The sequence below is a fragment of the Bacillus sp. PK6-013 genome (genome assembly GCF_054161445.1).
Genome location: NZ_CP096417.1, coordinates 528,074 through 549,541, shown reverse-complemented (window position 1 = coordinate 549,541; position 21,468 = coordinate 528,074). Strand labels below are relative to the sequence as shown.

The 21,468-nt window shown below is 46.3% G+C and carries 21 protein-coding genes; 8 read left to right on the top strand and 13 right to left on the bottom strand.

Features of this window, described 5'->3' with window-relative positions:
- Positions 1-333: 333 nt before the first annotated feature.
- The 6 genes from nrdG to M1E03_RS02665 form a co-directional block, all read right to left on the bottom strand.
- Positions 334-780, bottom strand: coding sequence for an anaerobic ribonucleoside-triphosphate reductase activating protein (gene nrdG, locus M1E03_RS02690; protein ID WP_075212721.1), 447 nt, complete (start codon positions 778-780; stop codon positions 334-336).
- Positions 777-2,645 carry an anaerobic ribonucleoside triphosphate reductase gene (locus M1E03_RS02685; RefSeq protein WP_075212722.1) on the bottom strand — a complete coding sequence of 623 codons (1,869 nt, stop codon included), beginning with the start codon at positions 2,643-2,645 and terminating at the stop codon, positions 777-779. The genes nrdG and M1E03_RS02685 overlap by 4 nt, the downstream gene beginning before the upstream one ends.
- 159 nt (positions 2,646-2,804) lie before the next feature.
- Positions 2,805-3,800: a 2-keto-3-deoxygluconate transporter gene (kdgT, locus tag M1E03_RS02680; protein ID WP_458110789.1), complete on the bottom strand. Its 996-nt coding sequence runs from the start codon at positions 3,798-3,800 to the stop codon at positions 2,805-2,807.
- A gap of 85 nt (positions 3,801-3,885) precedes the next feature.
- Positions 3,886-4,500 (bottom strand): bifunctional 4-hydroxy-2-oxoglutarate aldolase/2-dehydro-3-deoxy-phosphogluconate aldolase, encoded by a 615-nt coding sequence (locus tag M1E03_RS02675; protein WP_328038134.1) that lies wholly within the window; start codon positions 4,498-4,500, stop codon positions 3,886-3,888.
- A gap of 5 nt (positions 4,501-4,505) precedes the next feature.
- Positions 4,506-5,471 (bottom strand): sugar kinase, encoded by a 966-nt coding sequence (locus M1E03_RS02670; RefSeq protein ID WP_105981261.1) that lies wholly within the window; start codon positions 5,469-5,471, stop codon positions 4,506-4,508.
- A 102-nt stretch (positions 5,472-5,573) separates the two neighbouring features.
- The gene (locus M1E03_RS02665; RefSeq protein WP_023857164.1) at positions 5,574-6,590 is read right to left on the bottom strand and encodes a LacI family DNA-binding transcriptional regulator; all 1,017 of its coding nucleotides are present in this window, start codon (positions 6,588-6,590) and stop codon (positions 5,574-5,576) included.
- Positions 6,591-6,845: 255 nt separating this feature from the next.
- Between M1E03_RS02665 and kduI the strand changes: the two genes are divergently transcribed.
- Together kduI and kduD are read left to right on the top strand one after the other, a co-directional pair.
- Positions 6,846-7,673, top strand: a complete 828-nt coding sequence (gene kduI, locus M1E03_RS02660; protein ID WP_020453163.1) for a 5-dehydro-4-deoxy-D-glucuronate isomerase — start codon at positions 6,846-6,848, stop codon at positions 7,671-7,673.
- Positions 7,674-7,688: 15 nt separating this feature from the next.
- Positions 7,689-8,453: a 2-dehydro-3-deoxy-D-gluconate 5-dehydrogenase KduD gene (gene kduD, locus M1E03_RS02655; protein ID WP_143261122.1), complete on the top strand. Its 765-nt coding sequence runs from the start codon at positions 7,689-7,691 to the stop codon at positions 8,451-8,453.
- Between the two features lie 42 nt (positions 8,454-8,495).
- On the opposite strand, the gene M1E03_RS02650 is transcribed toward kduD, so the two are convergent.
- Positions 8,496-9,629: a zinc-dependent alcohol dehydrogenase gene (locus tag M1E03_RS02650; protein WP_026580202.1), complete on the bottom strand. Its 1,134-nt coding sequence runs from the start codon at positions 9,627-9,629 to the stop codon at positions 8,496-8,498.
- Positions 9,630-9,770: 141 nt separating this feature from the next.
- Between M1E03_RS02650 and M1E03_RS02645 the strand changes: the two genes are divergently transcribed.
- Positions 9,771-9,908, top strand: coding sequence for a hypothetical protein (locus M1E03_RS02645; RefSeq protein ID WP_023857161.1), 138 nt, complete (start codon positions 9,771-9,773; stop codon positions 9,906-9,908).
- Between the two features lie 56 nt (positions 9,909-9,964).
- Here the strand turns inward: M1E03_RS02645 and M1E03_RS02640 are convergent, their stop codons facing one another.
- On the bottom strand, positions 9,965-11,338 hold the full coding sequence (locus M1E03_RS02640) for a sugar porter family MFS transporter (protein ID WP_020453166.1): 1,374 nt from the start codon (positions 11,336-11,338) through the stop codon (positions 9,965-9,967).
- 300 nt (positions 11,339-11,638) lie between these two features.
- On the opposite strand from M1E03_RS02640, the gene M1E03_RS02635 reads away from it, so the two are divergent.
- Positions 11,639-12,595 (top strand): LCP family protein, encoded by a 957-nt coding sequence (locus M1E03_RS02635; protein ID WP_458110656.1) that lies wholly within the window; start codon positions 11,639-11,641, stop codon positions 12,593-12,595.
- Between the two features lie 188 nt (positions 12,596-12,783).
- Positions 12,784-13,644 (top strand): Cof-type HAD-IIB family hydrolase, encoded by an 861-nt coding sequence (locus tag M1E03_RS02630; protein WP_126430467.1) that lies wholly within the window; start codon positions 12,784-12,786, stop codon positions 13,642-13,644.
- A gap of 38 nt (positions 13,645-13,682) precedes the next feature.
- Here the strand turns inward: M1E03_RS02630 and M1E03_RS02625 are convergent, their stop codons facing one another.
- From M1E03_RS02625 to pgsB, 5 genes are all read right to left on the bottom strand, one after another.
- Complete coding sequence (locus tag M1E03_RS02625) at positions 13,683-14,927, bottom strand: C40 family peptidase (RefSeq protein ID WP_075212727.1); 1,245 nt, start codon at positions 14,925-14,927, stop codon at positions 13,683-13,685.
- A 444-nt stretch (positions 14,928-15,371) separates the two neighbouring features.
- Complete coding sequence (locus tag M1E03_RS02620) at positions 15,372-15,539, bottom strand: hypothetical protein (protein ID WP_023857159.1); 168 nt, start codon at positions 15,537-15,539, stop codon at positions 15,372-15,374.
- Positions 15,536-16,705: a CapA family protein gene (locus M1E03_RS02615; RefSeq protein WP_128822164.1), complete on the bottom strand. Its 1,170-nt coding sequence runs from the start codon at positions 16,703-16,705 to the stop codon at positions 15,536-15,538. Before M1E03_RS02615 ends, M1E03_RS02620 begins: the two co-directional genes overlap by 4 nt.
- A 19-nt stretch (positions 16,706-16,724) precedes the next feature.
- A complete protein-coding gene (pgsC, locus tag M1E03_RS02610) occupies positions 16,725-17,174 on the bottom strand; it encodes a poly-gamma-glutamate biosynthesis protein PgsC (protein WP_003185831.1) in 450 nt (149 codons plus the stop codon).
- A gap of 15 nt (positions 17,175-17,189) precedes the next feature.
- The gene (pgsB, locus tag M1E03_RS02605) at positions 17,190-18,371 is read right to left on the bottom strand and encodes a poly-gamma-glutamate synthase PgsB (protein ID WP_023857157.1); all 1,182 of its coding nucleotides are present in this window, start codon (positions 18,369-18,371) and stop codon (positions 17,190-17,192) included.
- Between the two features lie 819 nt (positions 18,372-19,190).
- On the opposite strand from pgsB, the gene M1E03_RS02600 reads away from it, so the two are divergent.
- Genes M1E03_RS02600 through rbsD form a run of 3 tightly spaced genes read left to right on the top strand, consistent with a single transcriptional unit; the run spans position 19,191 to position 21,447 of the window.
- A complete protein-coding gene (locus M1E03_RS02600; protein WP_458110655.1) occupies positions 19,191-20,171 on the top strand; it encodes a LacI family DNA-binding transcriptional regulator in 981 nt (326 codons plus the stop codon).
- Positions 20,172-20,173: 2 nt separating this feature from the next.
- Positions 20,174-21,055: a ribokinase gene (rbsK, locus tag M1E03_RS02595; RefSeq protein WP_179289514.1), complete on the top strand. Its 882-nt coding sequence runs from the start codon at positions 20,174-20,176 to the stop codon at positions 21,053-21,055.
- Positions 21,052-21,447 (top strand): D-ribose pyranase, encoded by a 396-nt coding sequence (rbsD, locus tag M1E03_RS02590; RefSeq protein ID WP_411221005.1) that lies wholly within the window; start codon positions 21,052-21,054, stop codon positions 21,445-21,447. Before rbsK ends, rbsD begins: the two co-directional genes overlap by 4 nt.
- The last annotated feature ends 21 nt before the right edge of the window (positions 21,448-21,468 follow it).

Below are 21,468 nucleotides of genomic sequence, written 5' to 3'. Positions count from 1 at the left end.
AAAACGCTTTCTTTTATTGATAGACATGTATGATAAAATATAAACCTTTTCATATTTATTATGACGTTATCTCGATAGAAGTCAATGCCGGAAAGGAAAAACAGAAGCCCCAGAGGCTTCTGTTTTAGATTGTTGACAAAATCCCAAAACGGCTTTTTGTTTTGGGATTTTGTCATCCTTTCAGCGTGATTGAAAACCCTTGCAGTCTAGGAAGGCCGAGCATCGGAGCGGAGCGAATGTTGGAATTCGTGAGCACCGACGCGCAGGCCTGACAACGAATGCGAGGGTTTGTCGACACGCTGAAACAGAAGCCCCGGAGGCTTCTGTTTCAGATTATGCCAGCTCGATAATGCGCTGGTTTGAGCTTCCTCTGTAAAGGAGCGTCAAGTCCCTTTTTTTGATTTCGAACGGGCCGTCTACCAGGACATCACAATAGGCCAGCAAAGCGCTGTGCTTTTCATTTTTCAAGATTTGTTCGTACGTATAGCCGCTGTAAAGCCAGATGTCTTTTTCGGATTGCTGCTTAATTCTCTCAGACAGTTCGATCAGTTCGCTCGCATGCAAAAGCGGCTCTCCTCCTGAATAGGTGACGTTTGTAAGCGGGTTTTTCATAATTTCCTCAAATACTTCGTCTACACTCATATCAAATCCGTTATTGATATTCCAGCTTTGTTTATTATGGCAGCCTTCACACATATGCGGGCAGCCCGCTAAAAACACGACTGTTCTCAGTCCTTCTCCGTCTACGATGCTGTCATGGATAATATTCATCACTTTCATAGGTGCTTCACTCTGTCCTTTTCTTCTTGTCTTTTCGCCGAATTCCACTTTGACATATCTCCGACTAAATATCCCGTAATCCGTCTGATCCGTTCAATCAAAGCCTCATCTCGATTTTTGCACTGCGGGCACTCGTTATCGATGATTCCGGTAAATCCGCACGCCTTGCAGTGGTCGACAGGATGGTTGATCGAGGCGTAGCCCATGCCTGACCGGCGCATGGCGGTTACAATCATGTCCATCGCTTTAATGTTTTTTTTCGGGTCTCCGTCCAGCTCAATGTAGCTGATATGCCCGCCATTGCACATCAAATGGAACGGCGCTTCTTTTCTGATCTTTTCAACCGCAGTCAGCTTATAGTGAACAGGGATGTGAAACGAGTTCGTATAGTAGATCCGGTCTGTGACATTGTGGATCGAACCGAACTCCAATTTATCTTTTTTGACAAATTTCCCTGAAAGTCCTTCTGCCGGTGTGGCGATCAAAGAAAAGTTCAGCTTGTGTTTTTCTGTGGCTTCATCGGCCTTATCTCTCATCGACTGAACGATTTTTTTGCCGAGTTCAAACGACTCTTCGCTTTCTCCGTGATGTTTTCCTGTCAATGCAGTCAAAGCTTCAGCCAGTCCGATAAATCCGATGCTCAATGTTCCGTGCTTTAGCACATCCTCGAGCGTGTCCTCAGGATCAAGCTTCTCGCTTTCATGCCAGATGCCTTGCGAATACAGGAACTTAAAGTCTTTTGCTCTTTTTTTGCATTGAAAGGCGTACCGTTCAAGCAGCTGTTGAATCGTTAATTCCATGTAGCGGTTCAGCAAAGCAAAAAACTGTTCAACATTTTCGCTGAGCAGCGCTATTTTGACAATGTTGATCGAGGTGAATGACAAATTCCCTCTGCCGATGCTGTTTTCTTTCCCATGAATATTGGCCATGACGCGCGTTCTGCATCCCATATAAGCGATTTCGCTTTCCGGTGTTCCGTCATAAAAAGGTTTATTCACGGGCGAATCGATAAAGCTAAAGTTCGGAAACAGCCTTTCAGCGCTCGTTTCCAATGCAAGCCGGTACAAGTCATAGTTAGGGTCTGTTTGATCGACGTTGACGCCTTCTTTCATTTTGAAGATCTGAATCGGAAAAATCGGCGTCTCCCCCTTGCCGAGACCTGCTTTTGTCGCCTTCAGAATATTTTTGATCAAAAGGCGGCCTTCCCTTGACGTATCCGTGCCGTAATTAATTGAAACAAACGGAACCTGTCCGCCGCCCCGCGAATGCATGCTGTTGGCATTATGTATAAAGGCTTCGCACGCTTGGTAAGTTGTGTTGTCCGTTTCTTCCCACGCTCTTTCCCTTATCTCTTCTTCTGTCAAAGTTGTCGGGTATTGTTTGATTTTCACCAGATGCTTTTCGTACGTTTTGCGGACGTAAGGCGCCAGATCGTAATCGAACATCGGAAATGACTGGCCGCCGTGCTGCATATTTTGATTCGATTGAAAAATGATGGATGCGAGTGACAATGCGCTCATAATGTCCTTCGGTTCCCTGAGGGAGCCGTGGCCTGTATGGAATCCGTCTTTTAACAGCCGGCCCAAAGGGATCTGGCAGCAAGTCGTTGTCCCGCTCGGCATATAGTCTAAATCGTGCGGATATATCAAGTTGTCATCGACTGCTTTCTTGATTTCCGGCGACATTAAGTACTGGAGCGCATAATGTCTGGAACTCTCGGATGCAAACCGGCTCATTTGCCCCATCGGAGAGCGGCCGTCTACGTTGGCATTTTCCTGCATAATATCGTGATCTCCATACCCGACGATATCATGAAATGTTTCTGTCAATTGCAATAATCCCTGTTCTTTAAAGCCTGTTGTCATCCTAATCTCTCCTAAAAAGTAGCATATATAGTGCCCGAACTTTCGAAAGACACTACATATTGATATTAGCACAAATGATACCCGTTAAATTTAGCAATTTGGTGACGTTATTTCAAAACGGTCATAAAAAAAACGCCCCGGACAAAATGTCCCGGTGCGTCAGCGGCGAAATGACTTGTAATCGATCGTCATTTGTTTCGGAGGTTTTCTTTGTTTTGTCCGTTTTTCGATCCAGACGGTTGCAAGCGGCGTCAGAAGCGAGGTGACAATGACGCTTGTCGCGATGATCGCGGTCGCTGAATCAGCCACCGGCGCAAACACGGGGTTTGCATCGGCAAGCGCATACGGCACGGCTACCGCAGCCCCGGCCGTTGACGATGCCGCGACGCCCGCGACGCCGTCTCCTCTTGCGACAAAGCGGTCCAGCAGGTATAGAGAAGCACCCGAGAGAACGACGACTGATACGCCGACAACAATACCTAAAAAGCCGGATTGGATTAACATTTTAAAATCGAGCGTGTTTCCCAGTGAAAATGCGAAGAACGGAATGATCGCCGGTACGACTTTTCCGAACAACTCGCGCAATTCAGGGTCAAGGTTTCCGAGAATACAGCCGAGTAAAAACGGGATGACGGTTGCAGCCAGCGTCTCCCAGGGAAATGCTGCGAGCCCTGTCACACCGAAAGTGACCATCGTCATAAACGGGCCCGATTCCGTGCTGATAAAGGCGAAAGCACCGGCGTCTTCCTTTCTTCCCATGTGGTTCATTAACGCCAAATACAGACCGCCGTTCGTTTCATTCATAACGGCTACAATAGCAAGCACTGACAGTCCGGCAAAAAACCCGCTTTGAATGCCTTCATCTGGAATGAACTGCGCTGCGATCAAACCCAATAATGCGGCAATGCCGACTTTGCCGATCAGAAGTGTCAGTCCCTTCCTCGCAATATATCCTGAAGAACGAAAATCTATTGTTGCACCAACGCAAAAGATAAATACTCCTAAAATCGGCAGCGTTCCGGTAATCAGGGCGCCTGTAAATCCGCCGAAAAACTCCGCGGTTCCCGGAGCAAACGTATTCAGCGTTGCGCCCAGAAAGAGCGGAATGATCATTATGCCGCCCGGCACACGTTCAATCGTTGCTTTAATTTTCATCATTTTTTCTCCCATTCTAGAAATTAATGAAAAAACAAAGCTGTCGATCTTGCAAAATCTGAAGTCTTTTCACGCTGCGCACGCTTTAATTCTGCCGAATCCGACGCTGAAAGATACGCTGGATATCCGCTTCTGACACTTTGTTCAGCTGGCTTCCCACTCCAACTGCCAATGCTCCGGCATCGAGCCATTTCTCCACATCGCCCGGATGGATCCCCCCGGTTGGTATGAAACGAACCTTCGGAAAGGGGCCCGCGAGGTTTTTCATGTAAGGAATCCCGGAAGTCCCCCCTGGAAACAGCTTAAGAACCCGAAAACCCTTTGAGACCGCTTCCATAATTTCGCTCGGTGTTAATATGCCGGGAATAAAAAATGTATGCAATGAGGCGGCTTCCTCAGCCAATTTTTCTGAAAAACCCGGACTGACGATGAATTTTGCCCCCGCTGCCGCGGCTTCCCTCGCCTGTTCGCTTTCAACCACCGTTCCGGCTCCGACAAGGAGGCCGTCTTTTCCTGCAAATTTTTCAATCAGCTCAGACGCTCCCGGCGTCGTATATGTGATTTCAATCGCAGTAATTCCTTTGTCGATCAATCTGTGAATGCTTTCCTCAGCAGCTTCCTTATCGCCTGCGCGGACGACCGCGATCAGCCCGGCCTCGGCCAGCTGCTCCTGCACTTTTCCGATCATAGACATTTCCATTACGGTCAACCTCCTGTTTTTTGGTTGTTTGCCTCTGCGGCCATAAAAGCTTTCAATTGATCCCTTGACGGCAGACCGTCCATATCACCCGGAGCCATGACGGCCAGAGCTCCGATCGCATTTGCCCTCTGAACTGCTTCTTCAAGCGGCAATCCGTCTAATAGACCGCTGATCATGCCGACGGCAAAACCGTCACCAGCGCCAACGGTATCAACAACCTTTTCCACCTGATAACCCGGCACATAACCCTCTTTGTCCGGTGTCCGGTAATAAGCCCCCTCTTTTCCAAGCTTGATGACAATGACCTTGACCCCCTGCATCACATAATATTTAGCGATATCCTCGGGAGAATTGCAGCCTGTCAGGAGTTTTCCTTCATTGATCCCAGGCAGAAACCAGTCTGCTTGCGCGGCGATCTCATGAATCGTGTGAACCATTGTCTGCTGGTCCGGCCAAAGCTGGAAGCGGAGATTCGGGTCAAACGAAATCGTCTTTCCATCTTTTTTCATCTGGTGAACGGCGTGGCGGGCGAAGCCCCGCATTTCCCTTGAAAGGGCAGGAGGTATGCCTGTCACATGCATATGTTTGGCTTCTTTGAAATACTCTGCCGGGTAGTCATCAATGCTCATCGTGCTTGCGGCTGATCCTCTGCGGTAATACGTGACATCAGGGTCCCCGCTTTCAACCTTTGACTTGAGCAGGATGCCTGTCTGCTGGTCTGCACTGCGTTTGACTTCAGAGATGTCGACGCCTTCTTTTTTCAATTCATTTAAAATAAAAGTTCCAAGCGAATCGGCGCCGACCTTGCTCATCCAGCCGACTCGAAAGCCCAGGCGCGACAGTCCGACGGCAACATTTGTTTCCGCTCCGGCAAGAGCCTTGGAAAACGAAGAAGCCTCATGCAGTCCGCCTGTTTCATTTGCGTAAAACATAGCCATCGATTCTCCGAATGTCATCACATCAAGCGACATGATTTCACTCTCCTTTCGAAATGGTACCGGTTTCAGAAAAAATTGCAGAAAAACACTCTCCCCTAAATTGTCGGGTGTATGAGTGTCTCCATTTGACGAGTTCTACAGCGACTGTCTGAGAACAAGCTCTGCCTCAAGCTGAATCGTCTGCGGTGCACTTTCATCTCCTTCAATCCGTTTGATGATCCGCTCCATGGCGGCTCTGCCCATTTCATGCGACGGCTGGGCGATGGTGGTAATGCCCGGACCGATCAATTTATACCATTCCGTATCATCAAATCCGGCAATTCCGACGTCTTCCGGAATCGAAATGCCAAGCTCATAAAGGCAGCTGATGATTTTCAGCATCAGAAGCCCGTTGTTTCCAAGAATGGCTTTTTTCCCTTCTTTCATTTCTAAAAAGCTTTTGACGGAATGTAAAAGAGATTCTTTGTCTTTGACATCTGCCTCATATACAAGGGGATTGCCGCCGGCATTGCGTTTAAGCGCGATTTCTGTATAGGCGGAAACCCTTTCCTCCCTTGGACTGATCCCTTTAATCGGCTCGGTAAACAGACCGACCTGGGCATAGCCTTTGTCATACATGAGATTGACGATTTGACTTGTCACTTCTCGGTTGTTCGTTGTAACTGCATCGATTTTGAGCCCGGGCACTTTCCGGTCAACGAGCACAATCGACACATCCTGGCTGATTAAATCCATGAGCACATCGTTATTTCTTCCCGTCGTATTAATAATCAGCCCTTCAATGTAATGCGCGTTCAGCTTGTGCAGCATCTCCCGTTCTTTTTCAGGACTGTTGTCCGTGTTGCAGACCATGATGCTGTACCCGTACTGATCGCAAACCTCTTCCACCCCTCTCAAGGTGGCGACTGAAAACGGGTTTGTAATATCGGCGACCAAAAATCCGATAACCTTGCTTTTTTTCACCTTCAGCCCCTGTGCCATCTGACTGGGGCGGTAATTAAGCTCCTCGATCGCTTTTTTGATGCTTTTCACCTTTTTCGGTGAGATGGCATCAATCTTCCCGTTGATATAACGGGAAACCGTTGATTTTGATACACCTGCATGTGCGGCTACTTCGTTGATGGTTACTTTCGCTGTTTGCTTATCCCTCATTCAAGTACTCCTATGACCTTATGATTTGAAACCGATTTCAAAAACTTTATACCATCAGCATATCACATCATTTAAAATTTGGAAGAGTCTTTTTTAATATTTCAAGATTGACCTTGACAATATTCAGAAAAAAGTGAAAAGACTGTTGACGATTTCCATTATTTACTTTACAATTCATGTTTGAAACCGTTACCAAAAACTTTGGTCCCTTCATTCAAGTCAGTCTAAAAACGTCCAATTCAAGGAGGAGAAGGTATGGAAAATCGTTATTCTGTTCATCCTGAACAAGCGAAACGATTCACAACCGCAGAGCTTCGCGAGCATTTTTTAATAGAGTCATTGTTTGTTGAAAACAAACTGAACATGGTTTATTCGCATGAAGACAGAGTCGTGATCGGCGGGGCCGTTCCAGTGAAGGAATCCATTGCGCTCGATGCCGGCGATTTTTTAAAAACGGACTATTTTCTGGAACGGCGCGAAATCGGAATTGTAAATGTCGGGAAACCCGGTGCGGTCAAAGTTGGTGATGAAGAATACGTACTGGAGCACAAAGATTTTCTGTATATCGGCCTGGGAAATAAAGACGTTTCTTTCTCAAGCTTGAATGAAGGCGGAGCCAAATTTTATTTCATCTCAGCGACCGCACACCAAAAGTATCCGGTGCAAAAAGCTTCGCTTTCAGAGCTTCCATACGATCATTTAGGAGAAGAAGCCTCTTCAAATGTCCGCAATCTATACAAAGTGATTCATGCAGACGGCATTCAAAGCTGCCAGCTGATGATGGGCATTACATTTCTTGAACCCAATAACACATGGAACACGATGCCGGCGCATGTTCATGACCGGCGGATGGAAGCTTATCTGTATCTTGACCTTGCTGAAGATGCAAAGGTGTTTCATTTCATGGGCGAACCGACGGAGACAAGGCATCTCGTCGTCGGCAACGAACAGGCAGTCATTTCACCCGCGTGGTCTGTCCACTCGGGCTCCGGCACATCCAACTACTGCTTTATATGGGCGATGGCCGGAGAAAACTACACATTTAAGGACATGGATGCTGTCCCGATGAATGTCATACGGTAAGGGCGTGAACGTGAGATGGGATATCTTGAATCGTATTTTTCACTTGAAGGCAAAACCGCGCTTGTCACAGGCCCGGGAACTGGAATCGGCAAAGGAATTGCCGAAGCGCTGGCAAAAGCGGGAGCGGATATCATCGGCACTTCACATACGAGCGGGCTTGATGAAACAAAGCGGCTGATCGAAGAAACCGGTAGAACGTTTACGTCTTATCAGCTTGATATGGGCAGCCTTGACGAGGTTGAAACCTTTGCAAAAGAGGTGCTTGACCGTCATCAAATTGATATTCTCGTCAATAATGCCGGGACGATCCGCAGAGAAAAAGCGGCTGATTTTTCCCGGGAGAACTGGGAAGCGGTGATCAATGTCAATTTGAACAGCTTATTTTTGCTGACGCAGGCTGTCGGCCGGCAGATGATTGAGCGAAAGCAGGGGAAAATCATCAATATTGCCTCGCTTCTTTCATTTCAAGGAGGCATTCTCGTCCCTGCATATACGGCAAGCAAGCATGCAGTAGCCGGATTGACGAAGTCTTTTGCCAATGAATGGGCGGCGCACAATGTCCAGGTCAATGCAATTGCGCCGGGCTATATCGCAACGAACAATACAAAGCAGATCCGCGAGGACCAAAACCGCAATGCCGAAATCTTAAAACGGATTCCGGCCGAACGCTGGGGTCAGCCGGATGACATTGCCGGAGCCGCCGTATTCCTTTCGGCGCCGGCATCCGATTATGTGAATGGACATGTGCTGGCGGTCGATGGCGGTTGGCTGGCAAGATAATGCACGCAAAGGCTGCCGGTAGCTCGGCAGCCTTTATCATCGCTATGGCTTCAAAATCACTTTAATGCAATCATCTTCATGGCCGTTGAACAATTGGTAAGCGCGGCCGGCTTCTTCAAGCGGAAGCTGATGCGTAATGATTTCCTTCGGATCAAATTGATTCTCTTCAATCTTCTTGTAAATCTCAGGCATCAAATGGATAACCGGGGCCTGCCCCATTTTTAGTGTAATATTTCTGGAAAAGAACGCGCCGAGCGGAAACATATTATAATTGCTTCCATATACCCCTGTAATCTGTACGGTCCCGCACTTTCTGACCGCCTTTGTAGAAATTTGAATCGGTCCGAGCGTGCCGCCCTGAAGCTTCAGTTTTTGCTCCAGATACTCAAGCGGAGATTTTTTGCCGTCCATCCCCACGCAGTCGATCACGACATCCGCCCCGCCTTTTGTAATCTCCTTTAAATGCTCGCCCATGTCAGGATATTTTGTAAAGTCAAATACTTCGACGCGGTTTAACGCTTCAGCCTGCCTTAGGCGGTAGTCCAAGTAGTCTACTGCAATGACCCGCTTCGCCCCTTCCATCCAGGCAAACTTCTGCGCCATTAATCCGACCGGTCCGCAGCCGAGAACAATGACGGTGTCTCCCTTTTTAACGCCAGCGTGAAGCACGCTCCAATACGCGGTTGGCAGGACATCTGATAAAAACAGGAGCGACTCGTCCTCCATCTCGCATGATTCAGGGATGACAAACGGCGTGAAGTTGCCAAACGGCACTTTTAAATATTCGGCCTGTCCGCCAGGGTGGTTTCCGAACTTTTCCGAGTAGCCGAAATATCCGCCTGAATCATAATGGGGATTGGCATTATCACACTGGCTTTCCAGCTTGTTTTCGCAATAAAAGCAATGTCCGCATGCAACGGTAAACGGGATGACGACCCGGTCCCCTTTTTTCACTTTTGTTACATCAGGTCCTGTTTCTTCTACAATTCCCATCGGTTCATGGCCGAGCTGGAAGCCTTTCGGAAGAGGAAAATTCCCTTGATAAAGATGGAGGTCTGATCCGCAAATCGCCGTAGAAGTAATTCTGACAACGATATCATCGCTTCTTTCTATTTTGGCGTCCTCCACCTGGCTGACTTTAACATGCTGAGGCCCTTGAAACGTTACAGCTTTCAAATCGTCACACTCCCATTATCGTTCAGTTGACTTTAGTGTGAGATAAACCCGGGTTCTTATTCAGTTTTTTAAACAAACGTTTCATTAACCGTCATGCAGAGCGGTCATGATTCATACATAGAAGAAAACGGAGGTGTTGGGATGCTGCTGCAAATACTAGTCGGAGGGCTGGTTGTTTTCGTTATTTTCTTTCTCGTGTTTCGGGCGATCAGAACGGGTAATCTGCCGCGCCATGACGATTCGCAGCCAGAAGACGGAGAAAACAGAGATCAGCCATGATTGGCTTGGCTGGCCTCCTCACACAAAAAAGGATGGGGCCATGCCCATCCTTTTGCCTATCGTTCAACCGGCTGCGTGTCAGTTCCCGTGATTCCGCCGTGCCTGTCCCGTAAATCCTGCTCGATTTCTTCAAGGCTTTTGCCTTTTGTTTCTGTTACTTTAAAGAAAACGAACAGGAAGGCCGCGATTCCGATGGCCGCATAGCACAGGAACAGGTAACTGATGCCCATCGCTTCCATGAGGACCGGAAAACTTAATGTCACAATTAAGTTCCCTGCATGAAGCATTAAAGTCGATACTCCGGTTCCCACCCCTCTGACATGAAGGGGGAACAGCTCAGGCAGCACCACCCAGACGATCGGTCCCCAGCTGACGGCAAATACGACAATGAATACACCTAAACAGATGACAGTCGTCCATGCCGCACCAGTCGTATTGCCAAAAAAGATATTGGTGAAAGAAAGCACGATTAAACTGATGACCATGCCGGCATTTCCAAATAATAAAAGCGGCTTCCGGCCAATCCTGTCAATAAAGCGGATCGCCACAAGCGTCATCAGAACATTGATCATACCGATGCCGACTGTCCCCAAAATGGCCGCCGAATCTTCAAATCCGACATTCGTAAACGTTTTTGGGGCATAGTAAATAATCGTGTTGGTTCCGATAAATTGCTGGAGAAACGCCAGTCCGACCCCTGCGATTAACGCCGGGCGCACCCACGGTTCCAGCAGCTCTTTCAAGCCCCCCTGCTCCTGCTTTTCCGCTTCCTTAATTTCTTTGATTTCCTGATCGACCTGCTTTCCTCCCCTCATCTTGGACAAAACCCGTCGCGCTTTCTCTTCTTTTCCTTTTGTTAAGAGCCAGCGTGGGCTTTCCGGCATGAAAAAGATACCGATTAAAAGGCCGATTGACGGAATAAGAGCCAAGCCCAGCATCCAGCGCCATGCACCTGCATCACTAAATGCATAATTGATCAAATAAGAGACCAGAATCCCGATCGTAATCATCAGCTGATTTAATGAAGAAAGCGCGCCCCTAGATTCCTTCGGCGCAAGCTCTGAAAGGTACAAAGGAACAATGGTCGTTGAACAGCCAACCGCAAGGCCGAGCACGATCCTGAAAACCACCATATATTCCGTGCTTGGCGCCAGGGCCGTTCCGAGCCCCCCAATGCAATACAGCACTGCCGCTGACATAATCGCCCTTCTTCTCCCGAAGCGGTCTGTCAGCCTGCCGGACAAACCCGATCCGAAAATCGCCCCGATTAAAATTGCGCTGACAACCAGCCCTTCTGTAAAGGCATTGAGCCCAAGCTCATCTTTCATAAATAAAATCGCCCCGGAAATGACGCCCGTATCATAACCGTAGAGCACACCGCCCAAGGCTCCAAAAAAATAAAGCCAGGCATTCGATCTTTTTCCCTTCATCAGTATATCCTCCTAACAAGGCTTGTCTTTTATAATCTTTAACCTTGTCTCGCTTTCTTCAAACCTAAGAAACATGGAGTACCATTAAAAGGAATTTAAAAATATGAAACATTTTATCTGTTTCATCGTCTTATTTAAGGCGGCAAAATGATCAGATCCCGCGGAATTTCCAGAGAATTCCCATATGCAAAACAGCAAATATCTTGTAAAATCCAAGATTGAGAAACCATTTTTTTATCAAAATTTAGACTTATTCAACAATTGTACGTTTTAATATATAAATAAAAGAGGAGCTTATACATGCTACGATCGCAACGAACGAAGAAAAAGAGACTAAGAAAATGGGTGAAATACTCATTGTTTTTCATTGCTTTAATCCTGACGGCGACAGCAGCCGCAGGCGGCTATGCGTACTACAAAGTGGCGAACGCCTCCAAAGATGCGCAAGTTACCCTTTCCAGAGGAGAACAGTCCGTCAAGCGGATTAAAGAGTTCAATCCTAAAAAAGATAACTTCTCCATCCTGTTGATGGGGATTGACGCCCGTCCCGGACAAAGCATGAACAAAGAACGAAGCGATGCGATGGTTCTCGCCACGTTCAACAGAAAAAATAAATCAGTGAAACTATTAAGCATCCCGCGGGATTCCTATGTTAACATCCCTGGACGCGGCTTTGATAAAATCACGCATGCCCACTCATTAGGCGGGCGCGACCTCAGTACAGAAACCGTCGAAAACCTGCTCGACATTCCGGTTGATTACGTCATGGAAGCCAATTTTTCAGCTTTCAAAGAAGTAGTTGACGAGCTCGGCGGTGTACCGATCACAATCAAAGAAGACTATATTGTCCGGCAGATTAAAAAGGATACGAAAGGCAAAGTCAATCTCCAAACAGGTGAGCAAACGCTAAACGGAGAAGAGGCCCTTGCTTATGTAAGAACGAGAAAAGCCGATACGGATTTGAAGCGCGGCGATCGCCAGATGGAAGTCATCAAATCGATTATCAACAAATCCAAATCGCTTACTGCCATTCCGGCTTACGACGATATCCTTGATACAGTCGGAAAGAACGTATCAATGAACTTGTCGCTGAATGATGCAATCGGGCTGATCCCGTTTATGACGTCCATTCAAACGATCGATACCCTTCAATTGAAAGGGAGCGATTATCAACCGGGCAAAGTCTACTATTTCCAGCTTGACCAGGAAAATCTCAACGAAATCAAGCAGGAATTAAAACAGCAGCTGGATGTATAATTAGAAAAAGGATGAAGATGATTCATCCTTTTTCTCTTTAATGAAACTCAAGATTTACTATTGAAAAAATCTAAATTTAGGTTTAGCCTTTTACATAACATGTCCTTTTAGGGAATACTGCCGAAGAGAGCTGTTTTTCGCCTCCCGAAAAACGGCAAACTGCTCTTACAGGAGGTTATCTTTACATAATGAGGTTAATTGCGATCGATTTAGACGGGACTCTTTTAAATACCGAAAGCCAAATATCCGCAGAAAACCGGGCCGCTATCAAAAAGGCGCTCATCTCAGACTGCATCGTAACCATTTGCACGGGACGGGCCACATTTGACGTCAAAGCGCTTCTGAACGATTTGGATATTCCGATTATCGCCGCAAACGGGGGAACGGTTCACGATTTCAACTATAAACTCCTAAACAGAACGTTAATGGACAAGGACGCCGGAAAAAAGGCCGCCCAATACTTAACAGATCATCAAATCTATTTTGAGGTTTATACGGACGATGCGCTGCTTTCTCCTTATGACGGAGAGCAGAAGCTTGAAGCAGAGCTCGATATCGTCACAAGCGCCAACCCTGATGAAGACAGGGATACGCTTTGGCAGGGCGCACTGACTCAGTTTAAACAATTCGGCATCAAGCCGGTCCCCGACATTCGCGAGGTTTTTAACGGAGACGAACATATTTATAAGCTGTTGTGCTTCTCATTTGATATGGAAAAACTGAAAAAAGCAAAAGAAGACCTTGCAGCCTTTCCAAAATTGGGACTCACATCTTCCGGAAGACATATCATCGAGATTCTGCCTGATGAATCCGGCAAAGGCCGCGCTTTAAAAGAGCTGGCCCGTCACTATGGAATCGAGAAAAAAGACATCTACGCGATCGGCGACAGCCCGAACGACCTGTCAATGTTTGAGGAAGCCGGCCATCGGATCGCGATGGGCAATGCAATCGATGAGCTGAAGCATATCAGCACGTTTATCACGAAAAGCAATGACGAAAACGGCGTCGCTTATTTCATTAATAAACTGCTGGAAAATGAATATCAATAATTAGAAAACCGCTCGAAGATGACTCGAGCGGTTTTCTGCTACTTAATTCTGACGCTTCCGGCGTATTTCTCTTTCCAATAGGCGCTCGTCTCCATATCTGCTGTCGTCACACCGGCAGACAAGGTGACAAGAACGACCTGGCCATTTCCGATATAGATGGCGGGATTCAGAACAGTGGTTCCTTTAAAGAACACGATGTCTCCAGGCTCCAGCTCCTTTTTTGTGATTTTCTTACCTGTACTGTATTGTTTATCAGCGTACCGCGGAAGTTCCACTCCTGCCGCCGTTTTATAGACATATTGGATAAAACCCGCCGTATCAAAGCCTTCTTTAGGCGATGTGCCGCCTTTTTGATAACCGACTTCGCCGATATGCCTGATCGCTTCAGATACAATCGGATTTTTCGGCAGGGACATGTTGTCAAAACGTCTGACTCCTGTGAACTTCTTCTGCCAGTAGGAAGCCGACAAGTAAGAGATCGTCACTTTATTTGAACGGCTCGCATGGATAAACCGGCCGCCCCCGGCATAGATGGCGTTATGGGATATTCCCGGTTTGTACGTATTGCTGAAAAACAAAACATCACCCGGCCGGATATCTTCAAGCTTCACCTTTTGACCGACCGCCCATTGCTGTTCCGCCGATCTTGGCAAATAAACACCGAGCACCTCTCTGAAAACGTATTGGGTCAGTCCTGAACAGTCAAACCCGAGATCTGGAGAGTTTCCTCCAAATACATATGGAACACCGACATAGCTCTTCGCTTTTTGAACGACCGGGTCCATAGAAATCTTAGGCTCTTTTGTGATCCTTTTCGCTTTAAGATACCCCGAGCTCCAGTAAGAACTGCCTTCAAGCTTTGTCACGACAACTCCGTTTGATTTTGTGCTGTGGATGATTTGATCATTTCCCATGTAGATGGCGACATGAGTCGGTCCGTCCGATTCCAGCTCGGCATTCTTGAAAAAGACAAGATCCCCCTTTTCGAGCTGCTGACGGCTGACGCTGCTTCCAAGGGTCGATTGCTCCTTTACCGTTCTCGGGAGCGTAATATCGAGCGATTGAAACACATATTGTACAAAGCCTGACGAGTCAAACCCCGTTTTCGGCTTCTCTCCGCCGTAGCTGTATTTCGCACCCTCAAGATGTCTGGCGGTTTCTGCTATTTTCTCGCCGATCGTATCGGCGTATACGTCATTGTGATTCGTTAAAAATAAAGACATCAAAAACACCGCAATTCCACAAAACAAAACTAACTTTTTGTTTGCCGCTTTTTTTATCAATTGTTCTGTTCCTCCTCTTCTTTCCTCTTTCATCGTCATTCAATTGGGATATTTAAAGGACTTTTTTTGCGTGTACAGCAGCGTCATACGAGAAGAAACGCGCAGCACAGCATGATCAGCTTTTTCACCTAAGCGCGGATTAAATGGATGAAGGGAAATATTCTAAAGAGGTCATGAACATGAGTTGCAGTTCCCATTCCGAATTGGTCAGGTGATGCATGTTTGAAGCTTAGTCGAAATTTGTCAGTTTTTATTCCCTTCAAAAGAATACAATAAACACGAACCCCAAAACCATGTATATATTCTCCTGATTTTCTATAAAACTTTATACACTGACCGGTTAAGAAAATTGTCGTGTTTCCCAGCCGCTTTTCACAGGTCTTTTATAACCGGAATCAGCACACGCAAAAAGAGAGTGCCGCCGGCACTCTCTTTTCTGCACTGTTATTGTTGGTTTTCCGTTGTTTGATCCTGCTGATTCACTTTTTGGATTTCCGTTGAGATTTTAGCTTTTTCATCGTTTGACAATTCATCAGAATACTTGAAAGCAGACATGAATGCAATGATCAACACTAAACCTACGAACGGCCAAATGGCTCTGACAAATTTCATTTGTTCACCACTCCGTTTTTGTTATTTTTCAGTTTGTCCGCATGATCGACTTCAAACGTCAATTTTCCGTTTTCTTCTTTCCAGTCAAGGTTTGTTCCTTTTGTCAATTGACGGAAGATCGCTTTTCGTTTTAAGAAATCGCTTTTGCCTAAAGGCGTCGGCGTTGCTTCACGAATGTTGAGAGGTGTTACCTCAAAGCGCCCTTTGCCGTCATTCATTAAATGGTATTGTACAAGCGCGCTGTCCCGTGTTCTTGACCAGCCCTGATCAAATACAAAGTTACCGAGGCTGTAGAAAATCACAGTACCGTTATACACTTCAATCGGTTCGAGAACATGGGGGTGAGCGCCGATGATGACATCTGCTCCGGCATCCGCAATCGCTTTGGCCAGATCCTTCTGTCTGTCGTTCGGTTCATTGTCATATTCTTGTCCCCAGTGCACATGAACAAGGACAAGATCCGCCTTTTTGGATGCTTCCGCGATCATTGGAATAAAGATTTTCGGGCTGAGCGGCAGCACTCCGCCTCTGTTCTTTTTGGCTGTAAAGTTATTCGTGTAGACGTCTGTAAAACCGAGCGTTGCGATTTTAACACCGTTCACATCCTGATAGGATACGTGCTGTTTCGCGTTTTTGAGATTATTCCCTGCTCCGACAAGCTCCAAGTCCTCATTTGAGAATTTATTCAGTGTATCCTTCAAACCGTCTTCCCCGTAGTCCATCGCATGGTTGTTGGCAAAGTTCAGTACGCTGAAGTTCAGCTTTTTCAATGTTTCGACTGATTCTTGATTCGTTTGCAGATGGATGTTCTTTTCTGCCTCTTGATAGTCCTTTGCATTTGTTACAGGGTTTTCAAAGTTTCCTGTGATAAAATCTGACACATTAAAGTATGGCTTCACATTTTTGAAGACACTTTCCGAACCGTGCAAGTTTGTCACTTTTTCTACGTTTCTTCCCATCATGATATCGCCCACAAAAGTAGCTGTAAGCTTGGCATCTTCTTTTTTGTCCATTTGCGAAGGAGTTTTGGCGCTTCCGACCCAAGTAAAGACAAACATTAAACAGAAAATAACGGGCAATACGATAAAGACGTGCTTGTTTGTTTTCTTTTTCTCCTGCTTCGTCAGCTTCAGCAGTTTTTCCTGAAAGTTCAGTTGTTTTTTCATCGATTTGACACACCTAACTTTAGATTAGATAGTAAGCATACATAATGACGAATGTTGCTCCGCTCAATAAAAGCGTACTTCCAAGCGTAATCGTTAATCCCTGTCTTTGAATGGTATTCGCAATCAGCCCCGGCACAATAATTCCGATTCCCCTGAATTCGGCAATCTCAAACGGCATCACCGGATATATAAAATCAAAACCGATTTTCAAAAGAATTCCCGTTATCAACATCGCTGCGAATTTTCTGCGTCCGTATAGAATCATAATTTTGGAAAGTCCGAATTTCACGATGACATACGTCAGCAAACTGACAAAAAGAACGAGTAACATGAAAATCGGCTGATTGAACACAAGTCCCAAATAACCCGGTACGACGAGGCCGGCTGGTACAATTCCCGTTTTCTCTGCAAAAATCAAACTGAGTAAGACTCCTAAAATGAGGGCGATATATAAATCTGATCCAAACATTGTGTTTTCTTCCTCCTAGCTAACGAGCTGCTTAATCTTGTAATCTTGTATTTTTTCAATGAGAGGCTCCGCTGCTCCGTGGATATTTCCGACTCCGTAAATGACGCGGCCCTCAAGCTTGTTTTTCAGCATGAACATGATTTCTTCCGTTGATTTGTGCTCAAAATCAAACAGCTTGTCCGCAGGAATTTTGCCTGCTTCATATGCTTTGACGATCGGCTCTGTTGTTTCTCCAATCAGCACAAGTTCACTTGCTTCAATATAAGGAAGGACATCATCCGCAAACTGCTGTGTTCTGTCTACCCTGTCGGCGCGGCAGTTCATAATGACGATCGGCTGATCCGTAGGATAGCCTATTTCTTTTACACGCTTCCATATGTTTAAAGTGGAAGCTGCGTCATTGGCCGCAAAACCGTTGACGAAATGTCCGGGATTTTTGGCGTTCATCAGCGGCAGAATTCTCATGGCTCCCGGATCAGGCGGCGCATTCAGCATGCCTTTAAAAGCGGTTTCTTCGTCAATGCCCAACGCTTGAGCCACACCGAGCGCAAGAGACGCATTATCAGGGAATACCATGTACTCAAACTGTCTGAGGTATTCATCTGTTATTTTAGAATTGTCTGCGACGATGACTTTTGTATTCCTTTCTTTTGCAATCTGCTTAAAGAAATCGGTATACTCACTATCAGTGATAACTAAATGTCCATTATAAGGAATGGTTGCTGTAAAAGCTTCTGCAATTTCATCCAAAGTCGGTCCCATCACATCCATGTGATCTTCCAGCACGTTCACGATCACGCCGATATTAGCCTGAAGCAATTCTTCCTGAAAGATGATTTGGTAATCAGGGTTAACGGCCATACACTCACTGACAATCGCATTGGCCCCTCTTTCCACCGTTTCTTTCATAACCTCTTTCTGTTCTCCGATATTCGGACCTTGAGGTTTCCTTTTGATCGGTTTCTCTTCCGGTGTGTCCCAATAAATCATCCTTGCGTCTGTCCCGGTTGTTTTTCCTACTGTTTTGTAGCCTGCCTCGATTAATATCCCTGTTGTTAATCTTGTCACCGTGGACTTTCCGCGTATCCCGTTGATGTTCACTCGGACAGGCAGCGCATCGATGTTTTGCTGGTGGCGCCTTTTTTCATAAATGCCGATCCCAACAACGATTACACAGGCTAATAGCATTACCCACATTGTTTGTCTACATCTCCTTCTTGGAATCTGATATGTAAATTCATTCATCAGTATATAGGTTCACTATGAAATCACAATCGGCATTATGTAACAGAAGACGACGAAATTTTCCGTGACAAAGATCACCTCGTCCGAGTTAATAATGCCTATCTTTTTATTGATATTTTTGGCAATCGAAAGTTCTTAATTCCTATCAGTTTTTTGTCAGCGTTTTAAGTATGCGCTTTCAAAATTCGACATTATGATTTTTGTACTTTTCTCCCTATTTCTGATGAAAGATTGAAGGATGAATTCAGGGTCTCTTTTTCCCCCGGATGAAATCCCCTAGAAATGGGCTATCAAACGGGATATCCCTTTTATTTTTGTATTTTCGCTCTTTTCCAACAGGTTAAAAAGTCACCAATGTGCCCTCTTCAAAACAAATACGTCCTATGACAATCAGATTACCTATTAAAAAATGAAAATCTTTATTAGCATAAAGCGGGATTCATTAACAAATCCAAATTTTTTGTGAGCCGTTCGATTCACCTTGTTTCTTCAGATTTTAGGTTAAAATCCTAAGATTTAAAAAGCCATTAATTTTTTTCAACGATAATTCATCAAACTTTAACATTTTTAATTTTTCTTACTATTCTCATTGTTACTGTATTCGCCAATTTATGCCGAATGAAGGTTATTTTCTATTCAACACAACTGTATATGTCTCTATATCCCAACCCGGCTAAAAATTTCAGTGCCGGACCTTTTTTTATTGAGATTTTAAAAGGATCATGATAATCTTTATGTAAACGGTTACACAAATGGAAAGGAGAAGTCTTTTTGGCTACGATTAAAGACGTCGCACTTGCTGCAAAAGTATCTGTCGCTACGGTTTCCCGGGTATTAAATGAGACGGGATACGTCCATGAAGACACGAGGACACGCGTGTTAAAAGCGATGGAAGAATTGAATTACCACCCGAATGAAGTAGCCAGGTCTCTCTATAAAAGGGAGTCCAGACTGATCGGACTGCTCCTGCCGGATATCACAAACCCGTTCTTTCCTCAGCTTGCGCGCGGCGTTGAAGATGAAATCCACCGCCTCGGCTTTCGGCTCATCTTCGGAAACAGCGATGAAAATTTGGAAAAAGAGCTTGATTATTTGCAGACGTTTAAACAAAATCATGTGGTCGGAGTCATTTCAGCGACCAATTATCCGGATGCGCCAAATTATCAAGACTTGTCCATGCCGATCGTCTTCCTTGACCGGACGGGCGAGAATGCGCCGGCTGTATTCGCGGACAGCCACGAAGGCGGCAGAATCGCAGCGGCTGAAATGGTCAGGAGAAACGCGAAACGAATTACGCTGATTAAAGGACCGGCCCACCTTCAGACTGCAAGAGACCGTTTCAACGGAGCGCTGGAGATGCTAAGCGGGGCCGATATCGATTTTCATGTTATGAAAACCGAGACATTTTCATTTCCGGAAGCTCAAAAACGGGCAGTGGAGCTGTTTGCCACCTATCCGGAAACAGACGGCGTAATCGCAAGCAATGATATTGTGGCGACAGCCGTTTTGCATGAAGCCTTAAAACGGAAGATCAAAGTTCCCGACGAACTGCAGATTATAGGCTTTGATGACATTCCGCAAAGCGAATTGCTTTTCCCCTCTTTATCAACGATCAGGCAGCCCGCCTATGAAATGGGAAAAGAAGCGGCAAAACTGCTGCTGAAATTAATGAAAAATGAATATATTGAACAATCGGCAGTGCAGATGCCGGTTGCCTTTATTGAAAGACAAACGACAAGAAAGGCGGAATGACAATGAGTAAAATATGCGTGATTGGCAGCTCTTCGATGGATTTAGTCGTGACATCGCCCAAGCGGCCGGCTGCCGGAGAAACGGTGCTTGGCGAATCTTTTAAAACGGTTCCGGGCGGAAAGGGCGCCAACCAGGCAGTCGCTGCGGCCCGGCTTGGTGCAGAGGTCCATATGATCGGCTGCGTCGGCGATGATCATTACGGAAAAGCCATCCTCGACAATTTTCAAGCGAACGGTGTTTTGACAGACTATGTGGAACCGGTTACAGGTCAGGAAAGCGGCACCGCACATATCGTTCTCGCAGACGGCGACAACAGTATTATCGTCGTCAAAGGGGCAAATGACCATGTCACACCTGAATACGTTCAAAAAGCGCTGCCTGCGATTAAACAGGCAGACATCGTTCTGATTCAGCAGGAGATTCCGGAAGAAACCGTCGATTATGTCAGCGGACTGTGCAGCTCACTCGGCATTCCTCTCCTGCTGAATCCGGCACCAGCCCGTCCGCTTTGCCCGGAAACGGTCGAACATGCGGCCTACATCACACCAAACGAGCATGAAGCTTCGGTACTGTTTCAGGGCATGTCCCGGGATGAAGCGTTAAAGCGCTATCCGGAGAAGCTGTTCATCACAGAAGGAAAAAACGGGGTCCGCTATCACAATGGTCTGGAAGAAAGGGTCGTTCCTTCATTCCCTGTCAATGCGATTGATACGACGGGAGCCGGAGACACCTTCAATGCGGGGTTGGCCGTTGCGCTTTCCGAAGGTCAAAGCATCGAATCTGCCTTGCGCTTTGCGAACCGGGCGGCTTCCCTCTCGGTTTTGAAATTCGGCGCGCAAGGCGGCATGCCGAAACGCGATGAAGTGGAGCGTGAATTGTCATGAAAAAACACGGGATTTTAAACAGCCATATCGCAAAATTACTGGCCGATCTCGGGCATACCGACACCGTCGTCATCGCGGATGCCGGCCTGCCCGTTCCTCCCGGCGTCCCCAAAATCGATCTTGCACTGACATTGGGTACGCCCGGATTTCAAGAGGTCATAAAGCTCATCGCTGATGAAATGGTCGTCGAAAAAGTGACGGCAGCCGAAGAAATAGAAAGCGTCAATCCTGATCAAGCCGCGTTTTTAAAAGCGGAATTTTCAAACCAAAAAATTGACTATATTCCCCACGAAGCATTCAAAAAAGCGACGAGCCGTGCAAAAGCGGTCATTCGCACAGGGGAAGCAACACCTTATGCAAATTGCATCTTGCACGCGGGAGTGATCTTTTAGATGTTTACATTCTACATCTGG

Coding starts and splice junctions, on each gene's coding strand:
- pgsB (WP_023857157.1), bottom strand. CDS start 18,371: ATGTGGGTAATGCTATTAGCCTGTGTAATCGTTGTTGGGATCGGCATT.
- kdgT (WP_458110789.1), bottom strand. CDS start 3,800: ATGAAAATTAAAGCAACGATTGAACGTGTGCCGGGCGGCATAATGATC.
- M1E03_RS02640 (WP_020453166.1), bottom strand. CDS start 11,338: ATGAAGGGAAAAAGATCGAATGCCTGGCTTTATTTTTTTGGAGCCTTG.
- pgsC (WP_003185831.1), bottom strand. CDS start 17,174: ATGTTTGGATCAGATTTATATATCGCCCTCATTTTAGGAGTCTTACTC.
- M1E03_RS02670 (WP_105981261.1), bottom strand. CDS start 5,471: ATGTCGCTTGATGTGATGACATTCGGAGAATCGATGGCTATGTTTTAC.
- rbsD (WP_411221005.1), top strand. CDS start 21,052: ATGAAAAAACACGGGATTTTAAACAGCCATATCGCAAAATTACTGGCC.
- M1E03_RS02675 (WP_328038134.1), bottom strand. CDS start 4,500: ATGGAAATGTCTATGATCGGAAAAGTGCAGGAGCAGCTGGCCGAGGCC.
- M1E03_RS02615 (WP_128822164.1), bottom strand. CDS start 16,705: ATGAAAAAACAACTGAACTTTCAGGAAAAACTGCTGAAGCTGACGAAG.
- nrdG (WP_075212721.1), bottom strand. CDS start 780: ATGAAAGTGATGAATATTATCCATGACAGCATCGTAGACGGAGAAGGA.
- M1E03_RS02620 (WP_023857159.1), bottom strand. CDS start 15,539: ATGAAATTTGTCAGAGCCATTTGGCCGTTCGTAGGTTTAGTGTTGATC.
- M1E03_RS02635 (WP_458110656.1), top strand. CDS start 11,639: ATGCTACGATCGCAACGAACGAAGAAAAAGAGACTAAGAAAATGGGTG.
- M1E03_RS02630 (WP_126430467.1), top strand. CDS start 12,784: ATGAGGTTAATTGCGATCGATTTAGACGGGACTCTTTTAAATACCGAA.
- M1E03_RS02645 (WP_023857161.1), top strand. CDS start 9,771: ATGCTGCTGCAAATACTAGTCGGAGGGCTGGTTGTTTTCGTTATTTTC.
- rbsK (WP_179289514.1), top strand. CDS start 20,174: ATGAGTAAAATATGCGTGATTGGCAGCTCTTCGATGGATTTAGTCGTG.
- M1E03_RS02665 (WP_023857164.1), bottom strand. CDS start 6,590: ATGAGGGATAAGCAAACAGCGAAAGTAACCATCAACGAAGTAGCCGCA.
- kduD (WP_143261122.1), top strand. CDS start 7,689: ATGGGATATCTTGAATCGTATTTTTCACTTGAAGGCAAAACCGCGCTT.
- M1E03_RS02685 (WP_075212722.1), bottom strand. CDS start 2,645: ATGACAACAGGCTTTAAAGAACAGGGATTATTGCAATTGACAGAAACA.
- kduI (WP_020453163.1), top strand. CDS start 6,846: ATGGAAAATCGTTATTCTGTTCATCCTGAACAAGCGAAACGATTCACA.